Here is a 16,029-nt window from a genome sequence, read left to right as displayed (position 1 = left end):
AGGGGGACATGAGTTCGGAGTCCACCATGAAGGTCAAGCCGAGCGTGAAGAAGATCTGCGCGAAGTGCCGCGTGATCCGCCGGAACAAGCGGATCATGGTCATTTGCTCGGACCCGCGCCACAAGCAGCGCCAGGGCTAGTCGCCCGCGTCTGTCCGCTGCGGTCTCACGCGCACACTCCCGGACGGGGAACACGTACCTCGCCGGGTCGAAACAACACATACCTGTTCCGATTCCCGACACCCGCGGGTGTGGGGAAGAACCCCCGGTCGGAGGCCGGGGCCTCGTCGGTTGGGCGACGGGAGGAGGGAACGGGTCAGACCTCCGCACACATCTGGATGGAGTCTCGCCCACATGGCACGTATCGCCGGCGTCGACCTCCCGCGTGACAAGCGCGTGGAGATCGCTCTCACGTATGTCTACGGGGTCGGGCGCACCCGCGCGCTCGAAACCCTGAAGAACACCGGTGTCGACGGCAACACGCGCGTCTACCAGCTCTCCGAGGAGGACCTGGTCAAGCTGCGCGACTGGATCGAGCAGCAGTACCAGGTCGAGGGCGACCTGCGCCGCGAGGTCCAGGCCGACATCCGTCGCAAGATGGAGATCGGCAGCTACCAGGGGATCCGGCACCGGCGCGGCCTCCCGGTCCGCGGTCAGCGCACGCAGACCAACGCCCGTACCCGCAAGGGCAAGAAGAAGACCGTGGCCGGTAAGAAGAAGGCCGGTAAGAAGTAGTCCGCTCGGACCGTACGACCGCGTCCGAGAGCAATGCACGGACCGATGATCTCTGGGAGTTTCGCTCATGCCGCCTAAGGGCCGCCAGCAGGGTGCCGCGCGCAAGGTGCGCCGCAAGGAAAAGAAGAACATTGTCCACGGACACGCTCACATCAAGAGCACGTTCAACAACACGATCGTGAGTATCACCGACCCCAACGGTGCCGTGATCTCGTGGGCCAGCTCCGGCCAGGTCGGTTTCAAGGGTTCGCGCAAGTCGACCCCCTACGCCGCGCAGATGGCCGCCGAAGCCGCCGCGCGCCGTGCCCAGGAGCACGGTGTCCGCAAGGTGGACGTCTTCGTCAAGGGCCCGGGCTCGGGCCGGGAGACCGCCATCCGTTCGCTCACCGCGACCGGCCTTGAGGTGGGCTCCATCCAGGACGTCACCCCGGTTCCGCACAACGGCTGCCGTCCGCCCAAGCGTCGCCGGGTCTGATCCCGGCCGCGCGTCCGCGCCTCCTACCGCGCGGGCGCGCGCGGCCTCGCGCCGTGTGGCCCCGTGGGGCCGCACGGCTCTGGGTAGGAATCCGAGTAGAGGGCACCCGTCACGCGGTGCCCGTCCGGTGGCCGTCATATAGCGGTCGGCCATGTGGAAGGGAAAACACGGACCATGTTGATCGCACAGCGTCCCACGCTGACCGAGGAAGCCGTCTCGGACCTGCGCTCGAAGTTCGTCATCGAGCCGCTGGAGCCGGGTTTCGGCTACACCATCGGCAACTCGCTTCGGCGTACCCTGCTGTCCTCCGTCCCCGGTGCGGCCGTGACCAGCATTCGCATCGAGGGTGTCGAGCACGAGTTCACGACCGTGCCCGGGGTCAAGGAGGACGTCACCGAGATGATCCTCAACCTCAAGGGCCTGGTCGTCAGCTCCGAGCACGACGAGCCGGTGCTGATGTACCTGCGCAAGCAGGGACCCGGTGTGGTGACCGCCGCGGACATCGCTCCGCCGGCCGGCGTCGAGGTGCACAACCCCGACCTGCACCTGGCCACGCTCAACGGCAAGGGCAAGCTGGAGATGGAACTGACGGTCGAGCGCGGCCGCGGCTACGTCTCGGCGACGCAGAACAAGCAGATGGGTCAGGAGATCGGCCGTATCCCGATCGACTCCATCTACTCGCCGGTTCTGCGTGTGACGTACAAGGTCGAGGCCACCCGTGTCGAGCAGCGCACCGACTTCGACCGCCTGATCGTCGACATCGAGACCAAGCCGGCCATCCGTCCGCGTGACGCGGTCGCCAGCGCGGGCAAGACCCTGGTCGAGCTGTTCGGCCTGGCGCGTGAGCTCAACATCGACGCCGAGGGCATCGACATGGGCCCCTCGCCCACGGACGCCGCTCTGGCGGCGGACCTGGCACTGCCGATCGAGGACCTCAACCTGACGGTCCGGTCCTACAACTGCCTCAAGCGCGAGGGCATCCACAGCGTCGGTGAGTTGGTGGCCCGCTCGGAGCAGGACCTGTTGGACATCCGCAACTTCGGTGCCAAGTCCATCGACGAGGTGAAGCAGAAGCTCGTCGACATGGGCCTGTCCCTGAAGGACTCCCCGCCCGGATTCGACCCCAGCACCGCGGCCGACTCGTACGGCTCCGACGACGAGGGCGAGTCCTTCGTCGAGACGGAGCAGTTCTAACCGACCTTCGTCGCCCACATGGTCCCCGGCCGAGTGCGGCCGCGGACCGCGTCACTAGGAGAACGACACCATGCCCACGCCTACCAAGGGCGCCCGTCTGGGTTCCGGGCCCGCTCACGAGCGGCACATCCTGGCGAACCTCGCCACCGCGCTGTTCCAGCACGGCCGTGTCCGCACCACCGAGGCCAAGGCCAAGCGCCTGCGCCCCTACGCCGAGAAGCTCATCACCCTCGGCAAGCGCGGTGACCTCCACGCCCGCCGCCAGGTCCTGACCAAGATCACGGACAAGGCCGTCGTGCACGAGCTGTTCACCGAGATCGGTCCGCGCTACGAGAACCGCCCCGGCGGTTACACGCGCATCACCAAGATCGGTCCGCGCAAGGGCGACAACGCCCCGATGGCGATCATCGAGCTGGTCGAGGCGCTCGCCGCTCCCGCGGCTCCGGCCGCGCCCGCCAAGGAGGAGTCCGAGGCCCCGGCCGAGGAGGCCCCCGCCGCGGACGCCGGTGAGCCCGAGGAGGCCGCGGAGAGCGGCTCCGAGAGCAAGTAGGCGGTCGCGCGCCCGTCGCGGCGCGCACCGCGCACCGAGTGCCCGGCCCCAGAGGGGCCGGGCACTCGGCCTTTCCCGGGAAGCGGATGCGATGGACAACGACGACACGGTGGTCCGGCTGCGGCTGGACCTCTCCTACGACGGAACGGACTTCTCCGGGTGGGCGGCCCAGCCCGGACGCCGGACGGTGCAGGGGGAGTTGGAGGCGGCCCTGGCCCGCGTACTGCGCCTACCCGAGGCCTCCCTGACCTGTGCCGGGCGCACGGACGCCGGGGTGCACGCCCGGGGCCAGGTGGCCCAAGCCGACGTCCCGCGGCCGGTGTGGGAGGCCGAGGGGGAGCGGCTGCTGCGCCGCCTGGCGGGTGTGCTGCCCAAGGACGTGCGGGTGCGCGCGGTGCGTCCGGCGCCGCCCGGGTTCGACGCGCGCTTCTCGCCGCTGTACCGGCGCTACGTGTACCGGGTGAGCGATGCGCCCTACGGGGTCGACCCGCTGCTGCGCCGGTACGTGCTCTGGCACCGCAGGCCGCTGGACGAGGCGCGGATGAACGCGGCCGCGGCACTGCTGACGGGCGAGCACGACTTCGCGGCGTTCTGCAAGAGGCGGGAGGGGGCCACCACGATCCGCGAGCTCCTGAGGCTGGAGTGGGAGCGCGTGGACGGGGCCCTCCTGGAAGGGACGGTCCAGGCGGACGCCTTCTGCCACAACATGGTGCGTGCGCTCGTGGGCGCGCTCCTGGCGGTGGGGGACGGCAGCCGAGACGTCTCCTGGCCCGGTGAGGTGCTCGGCGCGGGTGTGCGCGACTCCTCGGTGCACGTGGTGGGGCCGCAGGGACTGAGCCTGGAGGAGGTCCGCTACCCGGCCGACGCGGAGCTGGCCGGTCGGGCGACGGCCACACGGCGGGTGCGGGAGCTGCCCTGCCGGGGCCGCACCGGCTGAAGGCGGTGGCGGAGCACCCGCCCGGGTGCCCCGCCACCAGCCGCGGTCACTCGGTTTCCGCGGTGAGCCGGGCGAAGGTCTCGTTGAGGAAGCCCTCGCTGACCGACCGCAGGGCGGTGGCCGCCTCGGCCTCGGCGGAGGCGGCCTCCGCCGACCCGTCGCTGTTGGCGGCGAGGGCGAAGAGCACGTAGCTGCCCCACTGGCCGCTGCTGCCGTGGCCGCCGGAGGATCCGAGCCGCTGCGCGGGCGTGCCCTCCTCGCCGGCCAGGCCGGCGAACCACTCGGCGGCGACGAGGTCCTGCCCCTCCTGGGCCGCCACGGCGTCCGCCTCGCTGTCGAGCGTGGCGACGCCGATGGTCACCGCGCGGGCCTCGTCCTCGCTGACATAGGAGGCCCGGATCAACTGCTCGCACCCGCTGTCGGTGAGGACCTGACCGTATCCGTTGTGCGTTCCCTCGGCGCACTCCGCGGTCTCGTCGACCACCACGCGGGTGAACGTTCCCGCGTCGCCCAGGTCCACGGTCTCGGGGAAGAACGACTCGGCGGCGAGCGGGGCGACGGGGGAGCCCTCGGAGCCGTCCCCTCCGCCGGAGAACCCGCCGCGGGCGAAGAAGAACGCGCCGCCGCCCGCGATGACCAGCAGTACCACGAACCCCGCGATGAGGAGCAGCCGTGTCCTGTCGGGGCCCCCGGAGGTGCCGGAGGGACGCCGGTCGGGGTAGTCGTCGTGGGAGTCGTAGTCCTCGACGTCGAACTGGGTGGTCGACGATCCCGCGTCGGCGGGGACCTCGTCCCGGTACAGGGGCCGGTCCGCTGCCGCCCCGGGGGTCGGGGGGAGGGCCGGGATGTACTGTGTGGGCCCCTGCGCCTCCGAGGGGAACACAGGGTCGGGCCCGGGACCGCCCGGGGGCTGAGGGGACGTGTGAGGGGTGTAAGAGGGCGGTCCGAACGCGCCCGCGCGGGGAAGTGCGCCGGGGTGCCCGTCGCCGGGCGCGCCGGGGCCCGGGGGCATCGGTGGCTGGGGCCCGCTCGGCGGTCCCTGCGGGAAGGGGTTCTCGTGCGGACGCACCGGGGACTGGTGGCCGGTCGGCCCCTGGAAGCGCTGCTGCGGGCCGCTGGGGGGCAGGTGAGGTCCGCTCTGGTGGGGGTAGTACCCAGCTGCGGGCTGCTCGCCCGTCGCGGGGGGAGCGCCGAAGCCCTGGTCCTGGCCGGGACCGAGCGGATACCGGCCGTCGTTCGGCGCGGTGGGGTAGGGCCGCTGGTAGGGATCCTGGTACGGGTCGGCGGTGGGTTGCGGCCCGTTCTGGGGATGGGAGTACGGGCTCTGAGGGCCGCTGGGGATCTGCCCGTAGGGCGGTGGGGGGATCGGGGCGCCGGGGGGCACCTGGGGCACCGGTCCGGTCCTGCCGTGCTGGGGGTGTTCGCCGGGTACGGGAGGCCGGCCGTCCGGATGGGGGAGGCCCGAGCCGAGCAGGTCCTGTCCGTCCCCGTGCTCCGGGCCGGTGGGATACCCGTCGGGGCCGTGCTGCGGCTGGTGGGGATGCGTACTGATGGGTGTCTCCGATGGCTCAGAGGGGGACTGGACGACCGTGCGGGGTCCGGTCCGGCCGGGCTACCGTGACGGGCGTCTCCGTACTGCGCGTTCGCGCCCGTCATACCGGGCGGAGAGCGGGTGTTCGGTACAAGCGTAACCAAACCCCGGGCGGAAGAAGGACGAAGCACTCCCGACGACAGGCATAATAAAAGGCGGAGAGGTCACGGATGTGACCCCGTGCCGGCGCTTTCCCGCCAGGCGTGGTCGTGCCCGGACACCCGCCGTCGGCTTTGACCTGCGCATGGTGACCGGGTAGGATATACCGTCGTTGTGCGTTGAGTTGCCGTGGTCCCCAGACTCGACAAGTCGGGTGCCGATCCACGCACCATCGTCTGCGCACTCACCCTCCGGGTCGTCCTCATTGGCATGGGACATCCGGCCAAGTAACGCCTCCGTACCCGCGGTGGCGTTTCGTAATACGAGTCCACCATCCCGGACGGGGATGGGGCAGCCGACTGAAGAGCGAAGGCAAACGATCGTGCGCACATACAGCCCCAAACCAAGCGATATTCAGCGTCAGTGGCACGTTATCGACGCTACCGATCTCGTGCTCGGGCGTATGGCGAGCCAGGTTGCCACGCTCCTCCGGGGCAAGCACAAGCCGTACTACGCGCCCCACGTCGACACCGGCGACTTCGTGATCGTCGTGAACGCCGAGAAGGTCGCCCTCACCGGTAACAAGCTGGCCCAGAAGCGCGCCTACCGGCACTCCGGCTACCCGGGCGGTCTGCGTTCCATCGCCTACGCCGAACTGCTGGAGAAGAACCCCGAGCGCGCCGTGGAGAAGGCCGTCAAGGGGATGCTGCCCAAGGGGTCGCTCGGCCGCCAGATGGCCAAGAAGCTCAAGGTGTACGCCGGGCCGCAGCACCCGCACCAGGCCCAGCAGCCGGTGCCGTTCGAGATCACCAAGATCGAGCAGCCGGCCTAGGCGTTCGCGAGAACTGACAGGAAGCACGAGGAGAACCGTGGTCGAGCCCACCGGCATCGAAGACGTCGAGCAGGAGTACGCGGAGAACCCGGAGGAGTTCCCCTCCGAGTACACCAGCGAGTCCGACGAGGCGGCCGACGCCGCCTACGTCCCCACCGCGTCCGGACCCAGCGCCGGAACCGGTCGCCGCAAGAAGGCCGTGGCCCGTGTCCGCATCGCCCCCGGAGCGGGCGAGTGGAAGGTCAACGGCAAGTCCCTGGAGGCCTACTTCCCGGACAAGGTCCACCAGCAGACCATCCGGGAGCCGTTCGTCTCCCTCGGGTTCGACGGCGCCTACGACGTCTCCGCCCGCCTGGACGGCGGCGGCCCCAGCGGCCAGGCCGGTGCGCTGCGCCACGGTATCGCCCGCGCGCTCGCGTCGCTGGACCCCGAGAACAACCGGCCGACCCTGAAGAAGGCCGGCTTCCTCACCCGCGACTCCCGTGAGGTGGAGCGGAAGAAGGCCGGTCTCAAGAAGGCCCGCAAGGCTCCCCAGTTCTCCAAGCGCTAGAACCCCATGTGCCGGCGTCCGTTCGGCTGAGCGCTCACCCGTGTGTCGTCCCCGCGTCGGGGCGGCACGCGGGTTTTCTCGTTATCGCCCGCTACCCGTGGCGCCCGCAGTGGCGTCGAAACTCTTCTCCGCCGGCGTCCGAGGACGCCGTTCTCGAAAGGGGCTGTGGCCTGTGGCACGGCTGTTCGGAACAGATGGTGTGCGCGGGGTCGCCGGTCGCGACCTGACCGCCGCCCTCGCCCTGGAGTTGTCCGTCGCGGCCGCCCGCGTGCTGGCCGACCGCGAGCAGGGGCGACGCCCCCGCGCCGTCGTCGGCCGCGACCCGCGGGCGTCGGGCGAGTTCCTGGAGGCGGCCGTGGTCGCCGGCCTGGCGAGCAAGGGGGTCGACGTGGTCCGGGTCGGTGTCCTGCCGACGCCGGCCGCGGCCTTCCTCACCGCGGACCTGGACGCCGACTTCGGTGTCATGCTCTCCGCCAGCCACAACCCCGCGCCGGACAACGGCATCAAGTTCTTCGCCCGGGGCGGCCGGAAACTGGCGGACGCCCTGGAGGACGAGATCGAGGGCATGCTCGGCGTCCCCTCCCCCCCGTGCGTGGGCGACGATGTGGGCCGGGTCACCGACTCCTCCGACGGTGCCGAGCGCTACATCGACCATGTGCTGGCCTCCGTGCCGCACCCCCTCGACGGGCTGAAGGTCGTCGTGGACTGCGCGCACGGCGCGTCCTCCGCCGTGGCCCCCGAGGCGCTGCGCCGTGCGGGCGCCGAGGTCGTGGCGATCGGTGACACACCGGACGGCTACAACATCAACGCGGGCCACGGGTCCACCCACCTGGAAGCCCTCCAGCGGGCCGTGGTGGAGCACGGCGCGGACGCGGGCATCGCCAACGACGGCGACGCCGACCGGTGCCTGGCGGTGGACGCGCAGGGCCGGGTCGTGGACGGGGACCAGATCCTGTCCGTCCTCGCGGTGGAGGCCAAGGAGGCGGGGCGGCTCGCCGCGGACACCCTCGTGGTGACGGTCATGTCGAACCTGGGCCTGAAACTGGCGATGGAGCGCGAGGGCGTCTCCGTGGTGGAGACCGCGGTGGGCGACCGGTACGTGCTGGAGGAGATGAAGCGCGGCGGTTTCAACCTGGGCGGTGAGCAGTCCGGGCACGTGATCCTGCTGGACCACGCCACCACCGGTGACGGCGTCCTGACCGCGCTGCACCTGCTGGCCGCGATGGCCCACCGAGGGCAGGGGCTGGCGGAGCTGGCCAAGGTCATGACGCGCCTGCCGCAGGTGCTCATCAACGTCTCCGGGGTCGACAAGACCCGGGTGGCCACGTCGGCGGAGCTGGCCGCCGCAGTGCGCGAGGCCGAGGCCGAACTGGGCGGAACCGGCCGGGTGTTGCTCCGGCCCAGCGGTACGGAGCCCAAGGTGCGCGTGATGGTCGAGGCGAAGGAAGCGGGTCAGGCCACCGCGGTCGCCGAGCGGCTCGCGGACGTGGTCCGCTCCGCCCTCTAGGGTGCGGGGCCGGAGGAGGACATGGCGGACGCACCAGGCGAAGGCGCCCTGACGATCGGTGTCGACATCGGTGGGACCAAGGTCGCCGCCGGGGTGGTCACACCGGAGGGGCGGGTGCTCGCCAGGGTCCGGACCGAGACCCCCGAGCGGAGCAAGAGCCCCGACGTGGTCGAGGACACCATCGTCGGGGCCGTCCAGGAGCTTCGACGTGGGTTTGCGGTACGGGCCGTGGGCGTGGGTGCCGCGGGGTTCGTGGACGAGCAGCGCGCCAGCGTGCTGTTCGCGCCGCACCTGTCCTGGCGCCGGGAGCCGCTGCGGGAGGCCCTGGGCGCGCGCCTGGGGCTACCCGTGGTGGTGGAGAACGACGCCAACGCCGCCGCCTGGGCCGAGGTGTGGGCCGGGGCCGGGCAGGGCGTGGACCATGTCGTGGTGGTGAACCTGGGAACGGGGATCGGCGGGTCCGTGGTCCTCGACGGGAAGCTGTGGCGGGGCCGCCACGGGATCGCGGGCGAGTTCGGCCATATGACCGTGGTTCCGGGCGGGCACCGCTGTGAGTGCGGGAACCGGGGGTGTTGGGAGCAGTACGCCAGCGGGAACGCCGTGACACGTGAGGCCCGTGAACTGGTCCGCTCCGAGTCCCCGGTGGCGCGCGGGTTGCACCAGGCCGTCGGCGGCGACGCACGGCTGATCACCGGGCCCCTCGTCAGCGAACTGGCGAGCAAGGGTGACCGGGCCTGCGTGGAGCTGCTGGAGGACGTGGGCGCCTGGCTGGGCGCGGGCCTGGCCAACCTGGCGGCGGCGTTCGATCCGGAGCTGTTCATCGTCGGCGGAGGGGTGTCGGAGGCCGGGGAGCCGCTGCTCGGGCCGGCGCGGACCGCCTTCGAGCGCACCCTGCCCGGCCGGGGCTTCCGGCCCGCGGCCCGTGTGGTCGCGGCGGCGCTGGGCAACGAGGCGGGGCTCATCGGCGCGGCCCGCCTGGCCGGAGAGGCGCTGTGACCGTACGCGTCGGCCCGCGGCGGCGAGGCCGGTGACGACCTGGCGGAAGGCTTCCGGCTGGAAGCCTTCCGCGCACCCGGGCCTGCCGTGTTCCCGTCCCTGGAGCCGGGTACCGCTAGCGCTTGACCAATTCCCTCACGTCGATGTCGATGGGGAAGGGCACGTCGAGCTTGAGCCGTTCCCGGGCGATCGTGGTCGGAACGTACCGGGGGTCCCGTGTCCCGTCGAGTTCGTAGACGTGGATCGCGGGACCCGTGTCCTCCAGTTCGACCCGCCAGAAGTGCGGAATCCCCGCCTGAGCGTACTTGAGCGGCTTGGTCGTGCGGTCCCGGTCCCTGGACTCCTCGGAGACGATCTCCACGACGATGAGTACGTCCTCTGTCGGCACATGGGTCATCGCGTACCAGTTCAGGTGCTCATCGTCCCCTTCCTCGAAGCGGTACACGAGAAGGTCCGGCTCCGGCCGCTGATGCTTGCCCAGTTTGATCGTCATCTCGTGCATCACGTCGACGCCCGGAGGGACCGCATCGTCCAGAGCGGCCTCCAGACGGAACATGAGCTTGGTGTGGAATCCGGTCTGGGGAGACAGCAAAACGAACGCTCCGTCGATGAGTTCCATCCGGGGCGTGCCCGGAGGGAGCTTGTCCATGTCATCGGCGGTCCAGCCGCCGGGCGGTGGGGTGAACCATGCGGGGAGCGGCTGGGCGGGCATCGAATCCTCCAGAGTCGATTCCTGGGGCCACTCTAGTAGCGCGGGTCTTCTCATGGCAGGAAGGTAGCCCGGGGTGACGACACGAACGCGATGTCCGTGCGGGCTCTCGGGTGGCCCCTGCGGCCCGTGGGGCGGGGCGCCGCGACGCGGCCCGTTGAACCGAACCCGGTTCTAGTGTGTGGGTCGCATCGTCTGTAGAGTGCGGCCCATGGATCTCAACGGAATCTCCGCCCTCGTCTCGGGCGGTGCGAGTGGCCTCGGTGAGGCCACCGCCAAGGAACTCGCGGCGGCCGGCGCCACCGTCGTCATCGCCGACCTCAACGCCGAGCGCGGCGAGGCCATCGCCAAGGAGATCGGCGGTGTCTTCGTCGCCACGGACGTCTCACAGGAGGGCCAGGTCCAGGCCGCGGTCCGAGCGGCCGTCGACACCGGCAAGCCCTTCCGCGCGGCCGTCTCCTGCGCCGGGATCGGCTGGGCGACCCGCACCGTGGACCGGTCTGGCAACCCGCACGACCTGGACAGCTACCAGAAGGTCATCCAGGTCAACCTGATCGGCACGTTCAACGTGCTGCGCCTGTCGGCGGCCGAGATCGCCAAGACCGAGCCCGTCAACGAGGACGGCGAGCGCGGTGCCATCGTCAACACCGCCTCGCTGGCCGGGATCGAGGGGCAGATCGGCCAGATCGCCTACTCCTCCTCCAAGGGCGGCGTGATCGGTATGACGCTGCCCGCCGCGCGCGACCTGGCCGCGGTCGGCGTCACCGTCAACACCATCGCCCCCGGCATCCTGGAGACCCCCATCTACGGGGAGGGCGAGGGCGCCGAGGAGTTCAAGCAGCGCTTGGCCGCGCCGATCCCGTTCCCCAAGCGCCTCGGCACCGCCGGGGAGTTCGGGAGGCTGGCCCGCGCCCTGCTGGAGATCAGTTACGTCAACGGTGAGGTCGTCCGGATCGACGGCGCTCTGCGCATGCCGCCGAAGTAGGGGGAGATCATGTCCGACGAGGTTCTCTACACGGCTGAGGACGGCATCGCCGTCATCACCATCAACCGCCCCAAGGCCAAGAACGCGGTCAACGCGGCCGTGGCCGCCCAGGTCGCCGAGGCGCTCGACGACCTCGACGCCCGCGAGGAGCTGAGCGTCGGGATCATCACCGGCGCAGGGGGGACCTTCTGCTCCGGTATGGACCTGAAGGCGTTCGTGAAGGGCGAGTTCCCCTCCGTCGAGGGCCGCGGGTTCGCGGGCCTCACCGAGCGCGGCCCTAGGAAGCCACTCATCGCCGCCGTCGAGGGCTACGCCCTGGCGGGCGGGTTCGAGGTGGTGCTCGCGTGCGACCTGGTCGTCGCGGCCGAGGACGCCAGGTTCGGCATCCCCGAGGTCAAGCGCGGCCTGGTCGCGGCGGGCGGCGGCCTGCTGCGCCTGCACCACCGCATCCCGCGCAACATCGCGATGGAGTTGGCCCTGACCGGCGACTTCGTCGACGCGCCGCGCCTGTCGCAGCTCGGCCTGGTCAACCAGGTGACCCCCAGCGGGGGCGCGCTTGCCGGGGCCCGGGACCTAGCCGCCCGCGTCACCCCGAACGGGCCGCTGGCCCTGAAGGTCTCCAAGGAGGTCGTCAAGGCCTCCGACGATTGGTCCACCGTGCAGATGTGGCAGAAACAGGGTGAGCTGACCGGACCGGTGTTCGCCAGCCACGACGCGATGGAGGGGGCGGCGGCCTTCGCCGAGAAGCGCGCCCCCGTGTGGAAGGGCGAGTAACCCCGAACCCGGCTCCTGCGGCGGCCGCACCATCGGTGCGGCCGCCGCCTTCGTTCGCCCAAGGTGTCCTCACAGTGGGGGCCGAGGACAGGAAGAAAGAACGAGGCATGCTTCCTCCTCGGTAAGTGGTACTGGCTCCCGGCCGGTGCGGCCCTGTTCCCGGACCCCGGCCTCCGGAGGGACCTCTGCCTACTGGCGGCTCCTGGGTTTCCTGCGCGCCCACCGGGTCCGCCCACACCTGTTCAGCGGTATCGAGTTCCAGATGGGTGTGTTCATCGTCGCCCCGCTGGCCGGGATGTTCTCCGTGGTCGCGATGCTCGCCTTCATCGCGGGTTCGGCCGTCCTCATGCTCGCGTTCGAGGCGCTGCTCGTCTACAAGCTCTGGCGGCACACCCGCCGGTTCGAGCGGGTCGACAGCGACATCAGGGCACTCCTTCCGTAGCGGTCCGAGGCGGCCTGACAGGTAGGTCCCGGTGGGAGCGTCGTCCGTACGGGGTGCCGACAGGCGCGTAACCTCGGAGGACAGGTGCTTGCGAGGAAGGGGCGGGAACCGTGCGTATTCTGTTGACAGGCGGCGCCGGATACATCGGCTCGCACACTGCGGTCGAGGTGCTGGAGCACGGCCATGAGGCCGTGGTGCTCGACAACCTGGTGAACAGCAGTGCGGAGGCCGTGCGGCGGGTCGAGAAGATCACCGGCCGACCGGTGCCGTTCGTGGAGGGCGACTGCACCGACCCGGCGGTGGTCGAGCGCGTCTTCGCCGAGTACGCCGTGGACGCCGTCGTACACTTCGCCGGGCTCAAGGCGGTCGGTGAATCCGTGGCTCAGCCCCTGCGGTACTACCGCAACAACCTGGACGCGCTCCTCACCCTGGTGGAGGCCATGGACCGGACAGGGGTCCGCCGCCTGGTGTTCAGCTCCTCAGCCACCGTCTACGGCGACCCCGAGACCGTCCCCATCACCGAGCCCAGCCCGCTCAGCGCGGTGAACCCCTACGGCGCGACCAAGCTGTTCGGTGAGCAGATCCTCAGGGACCTGGCGGTCTCCTCCCCCGACTGGCGGATCACCCTGCTGCGGTACTTCAATCCGGTGGGGGCCCACCCCAGCGGCCTGATCGGCGAGGACCCCAACGACATCCCCAACAACCTCTTCCCCTACATCTCCAAGGTCGCCGCGGGAAGGCTCCCCGAACTCACGGTCTTCGGCGACGACTACGACACCCCCGACGGCACCGGGGTGCGCGACTACCTGCACGTGGTCGACCTGGCCAGGGGGCACCTGGCGGCGCTGGACCGCCTGGAGGGCCGGGAGGGCCTGAAGGTGTACAACCTGGGCACTGGGAGGGGCACCTCCGTCCTGGAGGCGATCCGCGCCTTCGAGAGGGCCAGCGGGCGCGCCGTCCCGTTCGCGGTGGGCCCCCGCCGCCCCGGCGACATCGCCACCTGCTTCGCCGACCCGGGGCTGGCGGTCCGCGAACTCGGCTGGCGGGCCGAGCACACCGTGGACCAGGCCTGCGCCGACGCCTGGCGCTGGCAGTCGGCCAACCCCGACGGGTACCGCTGACCCGGGCGGCCTTGGTCCCCTGGCGAGAAGTGGGCTCCTCGGCCTGCGTACCGGAGACTCCCGAGCGGGGTTCGCCCGAGGCGATGTGAATCACTTGCTTGCGCAAGTCCTTGTCGTGAGGTCGGCGTGGAAGCCATGCGATTCCGAGCCTGCTGAGCGTGGTTCATGTCATCTTGTAGTCATGTGTGGCTATTTGTGGCGATGTGTGCCATTCCAGTGGCCGGTGGTGTTCATGACCGCCCGGACGACTGCGCCGACGGGCTGGGAGCTGGGGGAGCGCCCACCCCGATGAGGACCTACTGGCGCGGGCCGTCAACCGGGTCGGGCCGGGACGCGGCTTCGTGTGTGGTCTGTTACTTGTGGTCTGTATCGTCAAAGGCCACATGTCGGCTTCGGTGTGAAAGTCTCACATGAACTCCCTCTTTCCCATGGACGACGTCCCTTGGGCCTTCGAAGCACGCGGGTCGGCCTGGGTGGAGTCCCCCCTGCAGTTCCTGTCCGCCGTCGAGGCCTACGCGAGCGGCGATCTGTCCACGCACGGCATCGTCATGCTCCGGCAGGACGCTCCGGGGCTGAGCGCCCTGCACGCGGAGCTGCGTCGGCTCCATCCCGCGGTCCAGCCCGCCGCGCTCGTCCGGCGTCCGGCGCGCCCCCGTTCGGACGACTACACCTGGGTGCTCGGCGACCCCTTCTCCGTCCGGGTCCAGCGATCACTGCGCAAGGCACCGCGCTGCCGCCTCGTGTTCGTCGATGAGGGGCTCTCCGTCCGGTACCTGCTGCGTCTGCTGAGCGGCCCCTCGCCGCAGGCGCTGGTCCGGGCCCGGGACCACAGGACCCTGCCGAGGACCGTCCTGGGCCGCTCCGCCGCGCGTGTGCTGCGCACGGCGGCGGCCGAGGGGCGACTGACGGTGTTCACCATGCTTCCCCTGCCGGGGGAGCTGCTCTCGGCGGCCGAGACGGTCGGCATCAGGGTGGTGCGGCACGACTTCCCCTTGCTGAGCTCGCTGCCGAAGCGCGAGCTTCCGGACGAGGAGCGAATCGTGCTCGGCACCGCACTGGTCGAGGACGGCCTCCTGCGCCTGCCCGCCTACCTGTCCTGGGTGGAGGAGCAGACCGGCCGGGGGCCCGTCGCCTACTGTCCGCACCACCGCGAGGACCCGCGGGTCCTCGCCAGGCTGGCCGAGGACGGGCGGGTCCGCCTGGTGGACCCGGGACTGCCCGTGGAACTGGCGCTGCGGGGGCTGGGGCCGGGACACGAGGTCCGCGCGCTGCCCTCCGCGGCGCTGGTGGCGCTGCGCGGCCTGGTGCACGGGGCGTCCGTCGTCGCGGAGCCGGTGCCCGAGGACGGATGGACGCGGAAGGCGTCGCGCCGCCTGCGTGAGGACACGGCGCTGACCGCCTCGGTGGTCAACGAAGGCGAGCACGCGGGCGGGGTGTGACAGGGCTCCGGCGGACCGTGGGGGCGGGGACCGGAGCCTTCCGGCCCCCGCCCCCACGGGACGGCGCGCTCCTACCAGGACAGGGCGACGTCGGTCTCGTTGCCGCCGTAGGTCTCCGAGCTCACGCCCATGTGCGTGATCGCGTCGGCGTCGGGGACGTCGAAGGGGATGGCCACGCTGGTGAAGCCGTCGCCGGAGTCCACGATCACGCTGACGCCGCCGTTGGCCTCGTTGGTGAGGTCGTAGTCCTCCTCGTACCAGGTGCCGTCCGCGGTGTAGACGCGCTGTTCGTCCATCCAGAACCACTCGGAGCCGGAGGTGGCCGAGGCCACGTCCATGGACACGACCAGGTACTCGCCGGACGGGGTCGAGCCGCGGTACTCGTCCACGACCTCCACACCGGTGATGACGTAGGTCATCCCCTCGTGGGTGAACTCCTCACCGATCTGGTGCATGTCCGGGTTGTCCACGGGCGGGTCCTCGGGCTGCGCGGGCTCCTCCGACCCGCTGGACACCTGGGGCGTGGAGGGTTCGGTCGGCTCGGAGCCGTTGAAGACCAGGGCGATGAGGACCACGGCCACGACGCCGAGGACGAACAGTCCGGCACAGCCCAGGCCGACGAACAGCCAGGGGGAGGTCTTCTTGCGCTGCGGGGGCATGCCCGGCTGGCCGTAGGGGTAGCCGTACGGGTCGCCGGGCGGTGGGCCGTAGCCGTACGGGTCGCCCGGCGGGGGACCCATGGGTGGTTGGCCGCCGGTGTAGGCCCCCTGCGGGGGCATGCCCGGCTGGCCGTAGGGGTTGACGTGCGGGTCTCCGGGAGGGGGAGCCATGGGGGGCTGGCCGCCGGTCGGGGGGTTCACGGGAGGCTGGCCGCCGGTGTAGGGCCCCTGCGGGGGCATGTCAGCGGGCTGGCCCTCGTAGGGGCCGTTCGAAGGAGGCTGGCTCATGGCGGTCCTTGGCTTTCTTCCGTGAGCGGGGCGGAGTGCCCCCGATCCGGGGTGCGGGCGCACCCGGGGGCCCGGTGGTCGTCCGGAGCCGCCCGCGATCCGCGGCTGGGGTTCTTACTGGTTCGGACGCCGGGAGAGCCGTGGCGG

18 protein-coding genes are annotated in these 16,029 nt (G+C 71.0%); 15 read left to right on the top strand and 3 right to left on the bottom strand.

Features of this window, described 5'->3' with window-relative positions; translation table 11 throughout:
* Window positions 1–26 precede the first annotated feature (26 nt).
* The 6 genes from rpmJ (at window position 27) to truA (ending at window position 3,890) form a co-directional block, all read left to right on the top strand.
* Window positions 27–140: a 50S ribosomal protein L36 gene (rpmJ, locus tag ACFHWE_RS08860; protein WP_028646494.1), complete on the top strand. Its 114-nt coding sequence runs from the start codon at window positions 27–29 to the stop codon at window positions 138–140.
* 213 nt (window positions 141–353) lie between these two features.
* A complete protein-coding gene (rpsM, locus tag ACFHWE_RS08855) occupies window positions 354–734 on the top strand; it encodes a 30S ribosomal protein S13 (RefSeq protein ID WP_416600189.1) in 381 nt (126 codons plus the stop codon).
* Window positions 735–801: 67 nt separating this feature from the next.
* Window positions 802–1,209 carry a 30S ribosomal protein S11 gene (rpsK, locus tag ACFHWE_RS08850; RefSeq protein WP_028646492.1) on the top strand — a complete coding sequence of 136 codons (408 nt, stop codon included), beginning with the start codon at window positions 802–804 and terminating at the stop codon, window positions 1,207–1,209.
* Between the two features lie 174 nt (window positions 1,210–1,383).
* Entirely contained in the window at window positions 1,384–2,403 is a 1,020-nt protein-coding gene (locus ACFHWE_RS08845; protein ID WP_028646491.1) for a DNA-directed RNA polymerase subunit alpha, read from the top strand.
* A 70-nt stretch (window positions 2,404–2,473) separates the two neighbouring features.
* Window positions 2,474–2,953 carry a 50S ribosomal protein L17 gene (gene rplQ / locus ACFHWE_RS08840; protein ID WP_416600187.1) on the top strand — a complete coding sequence of 160 codons (480 nt, stop codon included), beginning with the start codon at window positions 2,474–2,476 and terminating at the stop codon, window positions 2,951–2,953.
* Between the two features lie 91 nt (window positions 2,954–3,044).
* A complete protein-coding gene (truA, locus tag ACFHWE_RS08835) occupies window positions 3,045–3,890 on the top strand; it encodes a tRNA pseudouridine(38-40) synthase TruA (RefSeq protein ID WP_416600186.1) in 846 nt (281 codons plus the stop codon).
* Window positions 3,891–3,936: 46 nt separating this feature from the next.
* Here truA and ACFHWE_RS08830 read toward each other — a convergent pair whose 3' ends face one another.
* On the bottom strand, window positions 3,937–5,283 hold the full coding sequence (locus ACFHWE_RS08830; protein ID WP_416600184.1) for a hypothetical protein: 1,347 nt from the start codon (window positions 5,281–5,283) through the stop codon (window positions 3,937–3,939).
* A 679-nt stretch (window positions 5,284–5,962) separates the two neighbouring features.
* Here ACFHWE_RS08830 and rplM point away from each other — a divergent pair.
* From rplM to ACFHWE_RS08810, 4 genes are all read left to right on the top strand, one after another.
* Window positions 5,963–6,412: a 50S ribosomal protein L13 gene (rplM, locus tag ACFHWE_RS08825; RefSeq protein WP_028646487.1), complete on the top strand. Its 450-nt coding sequence runs from the start codon at window positions 5,963–5,965 to the stop codon at window positions 6,410–6,412.
* A 37-nt stretch (window positions 6,413–6,449) separates the two neighbouring features.
* The gene (rpsI, locus tag ACFHWE_RS08820; protein WP_028646486.1) at window positions 6,450–6,962 is read left to right on the top strand and encodes a 30S ribosomal protein S9; all 513 of its coding nucleotides are present in this window, start codon (window positions 6,450–6,452) and stop codon (window positions 6,960–6,962) included.
* A 172-nt stretch (window positions 6,963–7,134) separates the two neighbouring features.
* A complete protein-coding gene (gene glmM / locus ACFHWE_RS08815) occupies window positions 7,135–8,469 on the top strand; it encodes a phosphoglucosamine mutase (RefSeq protein WP_416600181.1) in 1,335 nt (444 codons plus the stop codon).
* A 21-nt stretch (window positions 8,470–8,490) separates the two neighbouring features.
* The gene (locus ACFHWE_RS08810; protein ID WP_416600179.1) at window positions 8,491–9,465 is read left to right on the top strand and encodes an ROK family glucokinase; all 975 of its coding nucleotides are present in this window, start codon (window positions 8,491–8,493) and stop codon (window positions 9,463–9,465) included.
* Between the two features lie 115 nt (window positions 9,466–9,580).
* Here the strand turns inward: ACFHWE_RS08810 and ACFHWE_RS08805 are convergent, their stop codons facing one another.
* Window positions 9,581–10,177: a Uma2 family endonuclease gene (locus tag ACFHWE_RS08805; RefSeq protein ID WP_416600258.1), complete on the bottom strand. Its 597-nt coding sequence runs from the start codon at window positions 10,175–10,177 to the stop codon at window positions 9,581–9,583.
* A gap of 208 nt (window positions 10,178–10,385) precedes the next feature.
* Between ACFHWE_RS08805 and ACFHWE_RS08800 the strand changes: the two genes are divergently transcribed.
* The 5 genes from ACFHWE_RS08800 (at window position 10,386) to ACFHWE_RS08780 (ending at window position 14,935) form a co-directional block, all read left to right on the top strand.
* Entirely contained in the window at window positions 10,386–11,159 is a 774-nt protein-coding gene (locus ACFHWE_RS08800; RefSeq protein WP_416600177.1) for an SDR family NAD(P)-dependent oxidoreductase, read from the top strand.
* Window positions 11,160–11,168: 9 nt separating this feature from the next.
* Window positions 11,169–11,933 (top strand): crotonase/enoyl-CoA hydratase family protein, encoded by a 765-nt coding sequence (locus ACFHWE_RS08795; RefSeq protein ID WP_416600174.1) that lies wholly within the window; start codon window positions 11,169–11,171, stop codon window positions 11,931–11,933.
* Window positions 11,934–12,078: 145 nt separating this feature from the next.
* Window positions 12,079–12,375: a hypothetical protein gene (locus ACFHWE_RS08790; protein WP_416600172.1), complete on the top strand. Its 297-nt coding sequence runs from the start codon at window positions 12,079–12,081 to the stop codon at window positions 12,373–12,375.
* Window positions 12,376–12,485: 110 nt separating this feature from the next.
* On the top strand, window positions 12,486–13,496 hold the full coding sequence (gene galE / locus ACFHWE_RS08785) for a UDP-glucose 4-epimerase GalE (protein WP_416600169.1): 1,011 nt from the start codon (window positions 12,486–12,488) through the stop codon (window positions 13,494–13,496).
* Window positions 13,497–13,924: 428 nt separating this feature from the next.
* Window positions 13,925–14,935, top strand: a complete 1,011-nt coding sequence (locus ACFHWE_RS08780) for a hypothetical protein (protein ID WP_416600167.1) — start codon at window positions 13,925–13,927, stop codon at window positions 14,933–14,935.
* A gap of 71 nt (window positions 14,936–15,006) precedes the next feature.
* On the opposite strand, the gene ACFHWE_RS08775 is transcribed toward ACFHWE_RS08780, so the two are convergent.
* Complete coding sequence (locus tag ACFHWE_RS08775) at window positions 15,007–15,882, bottom strand: hypothetical protein (RefSeq protein WP_416600166.1); 876 nt, start codon at window positions 15,880–15,882, stop codon at window positions 15,007–15,009.
* Window positions 15,883–16,029: the final 147 nt, after the last annotated feature.

The sequence above is a fragment of the Nocardiopsis sp. LOL_012 genome (assembly GCF_048060475.1).
In the GTDB taxonomy this organism is placed as follows: Bacteria; Actinomycetota; Actinomycetes; order Streptosporangiales; family Streptosporangiaceae; genus Nocardiopsis.
This window is presented reverse-complemented; position numbering and strand designations above follow the sequence as displayed.

Excerpts from the sequence above, each read along its gene's own strand:
- rpmJ (WP_028646494.1), top strand. The coding sequence starts at position 27 with ATGAAGGTCAAGCCGAGCGTGAAGAAGATCTGCGCGAAGTGCCGCGTG.
- rpsM (WP_416600189.1), top strand. The coding sequence starts at position 354 with ATGGCACGTATCGCCGGCGTCGACCTCCCGCGTGACAAGCGCGTGGAG.
- rpsK (WP_028646492.1), top strand. The coding sequence starts at position 802 with ATGCCGCCTAAGGGCCGCCAGCAGGGTGCCGCGCGCAAGGTGCGCCGC.
- ACFHWE_RS08845 (WP_028646491.1), top strand. The coding sequence starts at position 1,384 with ATGTTGATCGCACAGCGTCCCACGCTGACCGAGGAAGCCGTCTCGGAC.
- rplQ (WP_416600187.1), top strand. The coding sequence starts at position 2,474 with ATGCCCACGCCTACCAAGGGCGCCCGTCTGGGTTCCGGGCCCGCTCAC.
- truA (WP_416600186.1), top strand. The coding sequence starts at position 3,045 with ATGGACAACGACGACACGGTGGTCCGGCTGCGGCTGGACCTCTCCTAC.
- ACFHWE_RS08810 (WP_416600179.1), top strand. The coding sequence starts at position 8,491 with ATGGCGGACGCACCAGGCGAAGGCGCCCTGACGATCGGTGTCGACATC.
- ACFHWE_RS08805 (WP_416600258.1), bottom strand. The coding sequence starts at position 10,177 with ATGCCCGCCCAGCCGCTCCCCGCATGGTTCACCCCACCGCCCGGCGGC.
- ACFHWE_RS08800 (WP_416600177.1), top strand. The coding sequence starts at position 10,386 with ATGGATCTCAACGGAATCTCCGCCCTCGTCTCGGGCGGTGCGAGTGGC.
- ACFHWE_RS08795 (WP_416600174.1), top strand. The coding sequence starts at position 11,169 with ATGTCCGACGAGGTTCTCTACACGGCTGAGGACGGCATCGCCGTCATC.
- ACFHWE_RS08780 (WP_416600167.1), top strand. The coding sequence starts at position 13,925 with ATGGACGACGTCCCTTGGGCCTTCGAAGCACGCGGGTCGGCCTGGGTG.
- ACFHWE_RS08775 (WP_416600166.1), bottom strand. The coding sequence starts at position 15,882 with ATGAGCCAGCCTCCTTCGAACGGCCCCTACGAGGGCCAGCCCGCTGAC.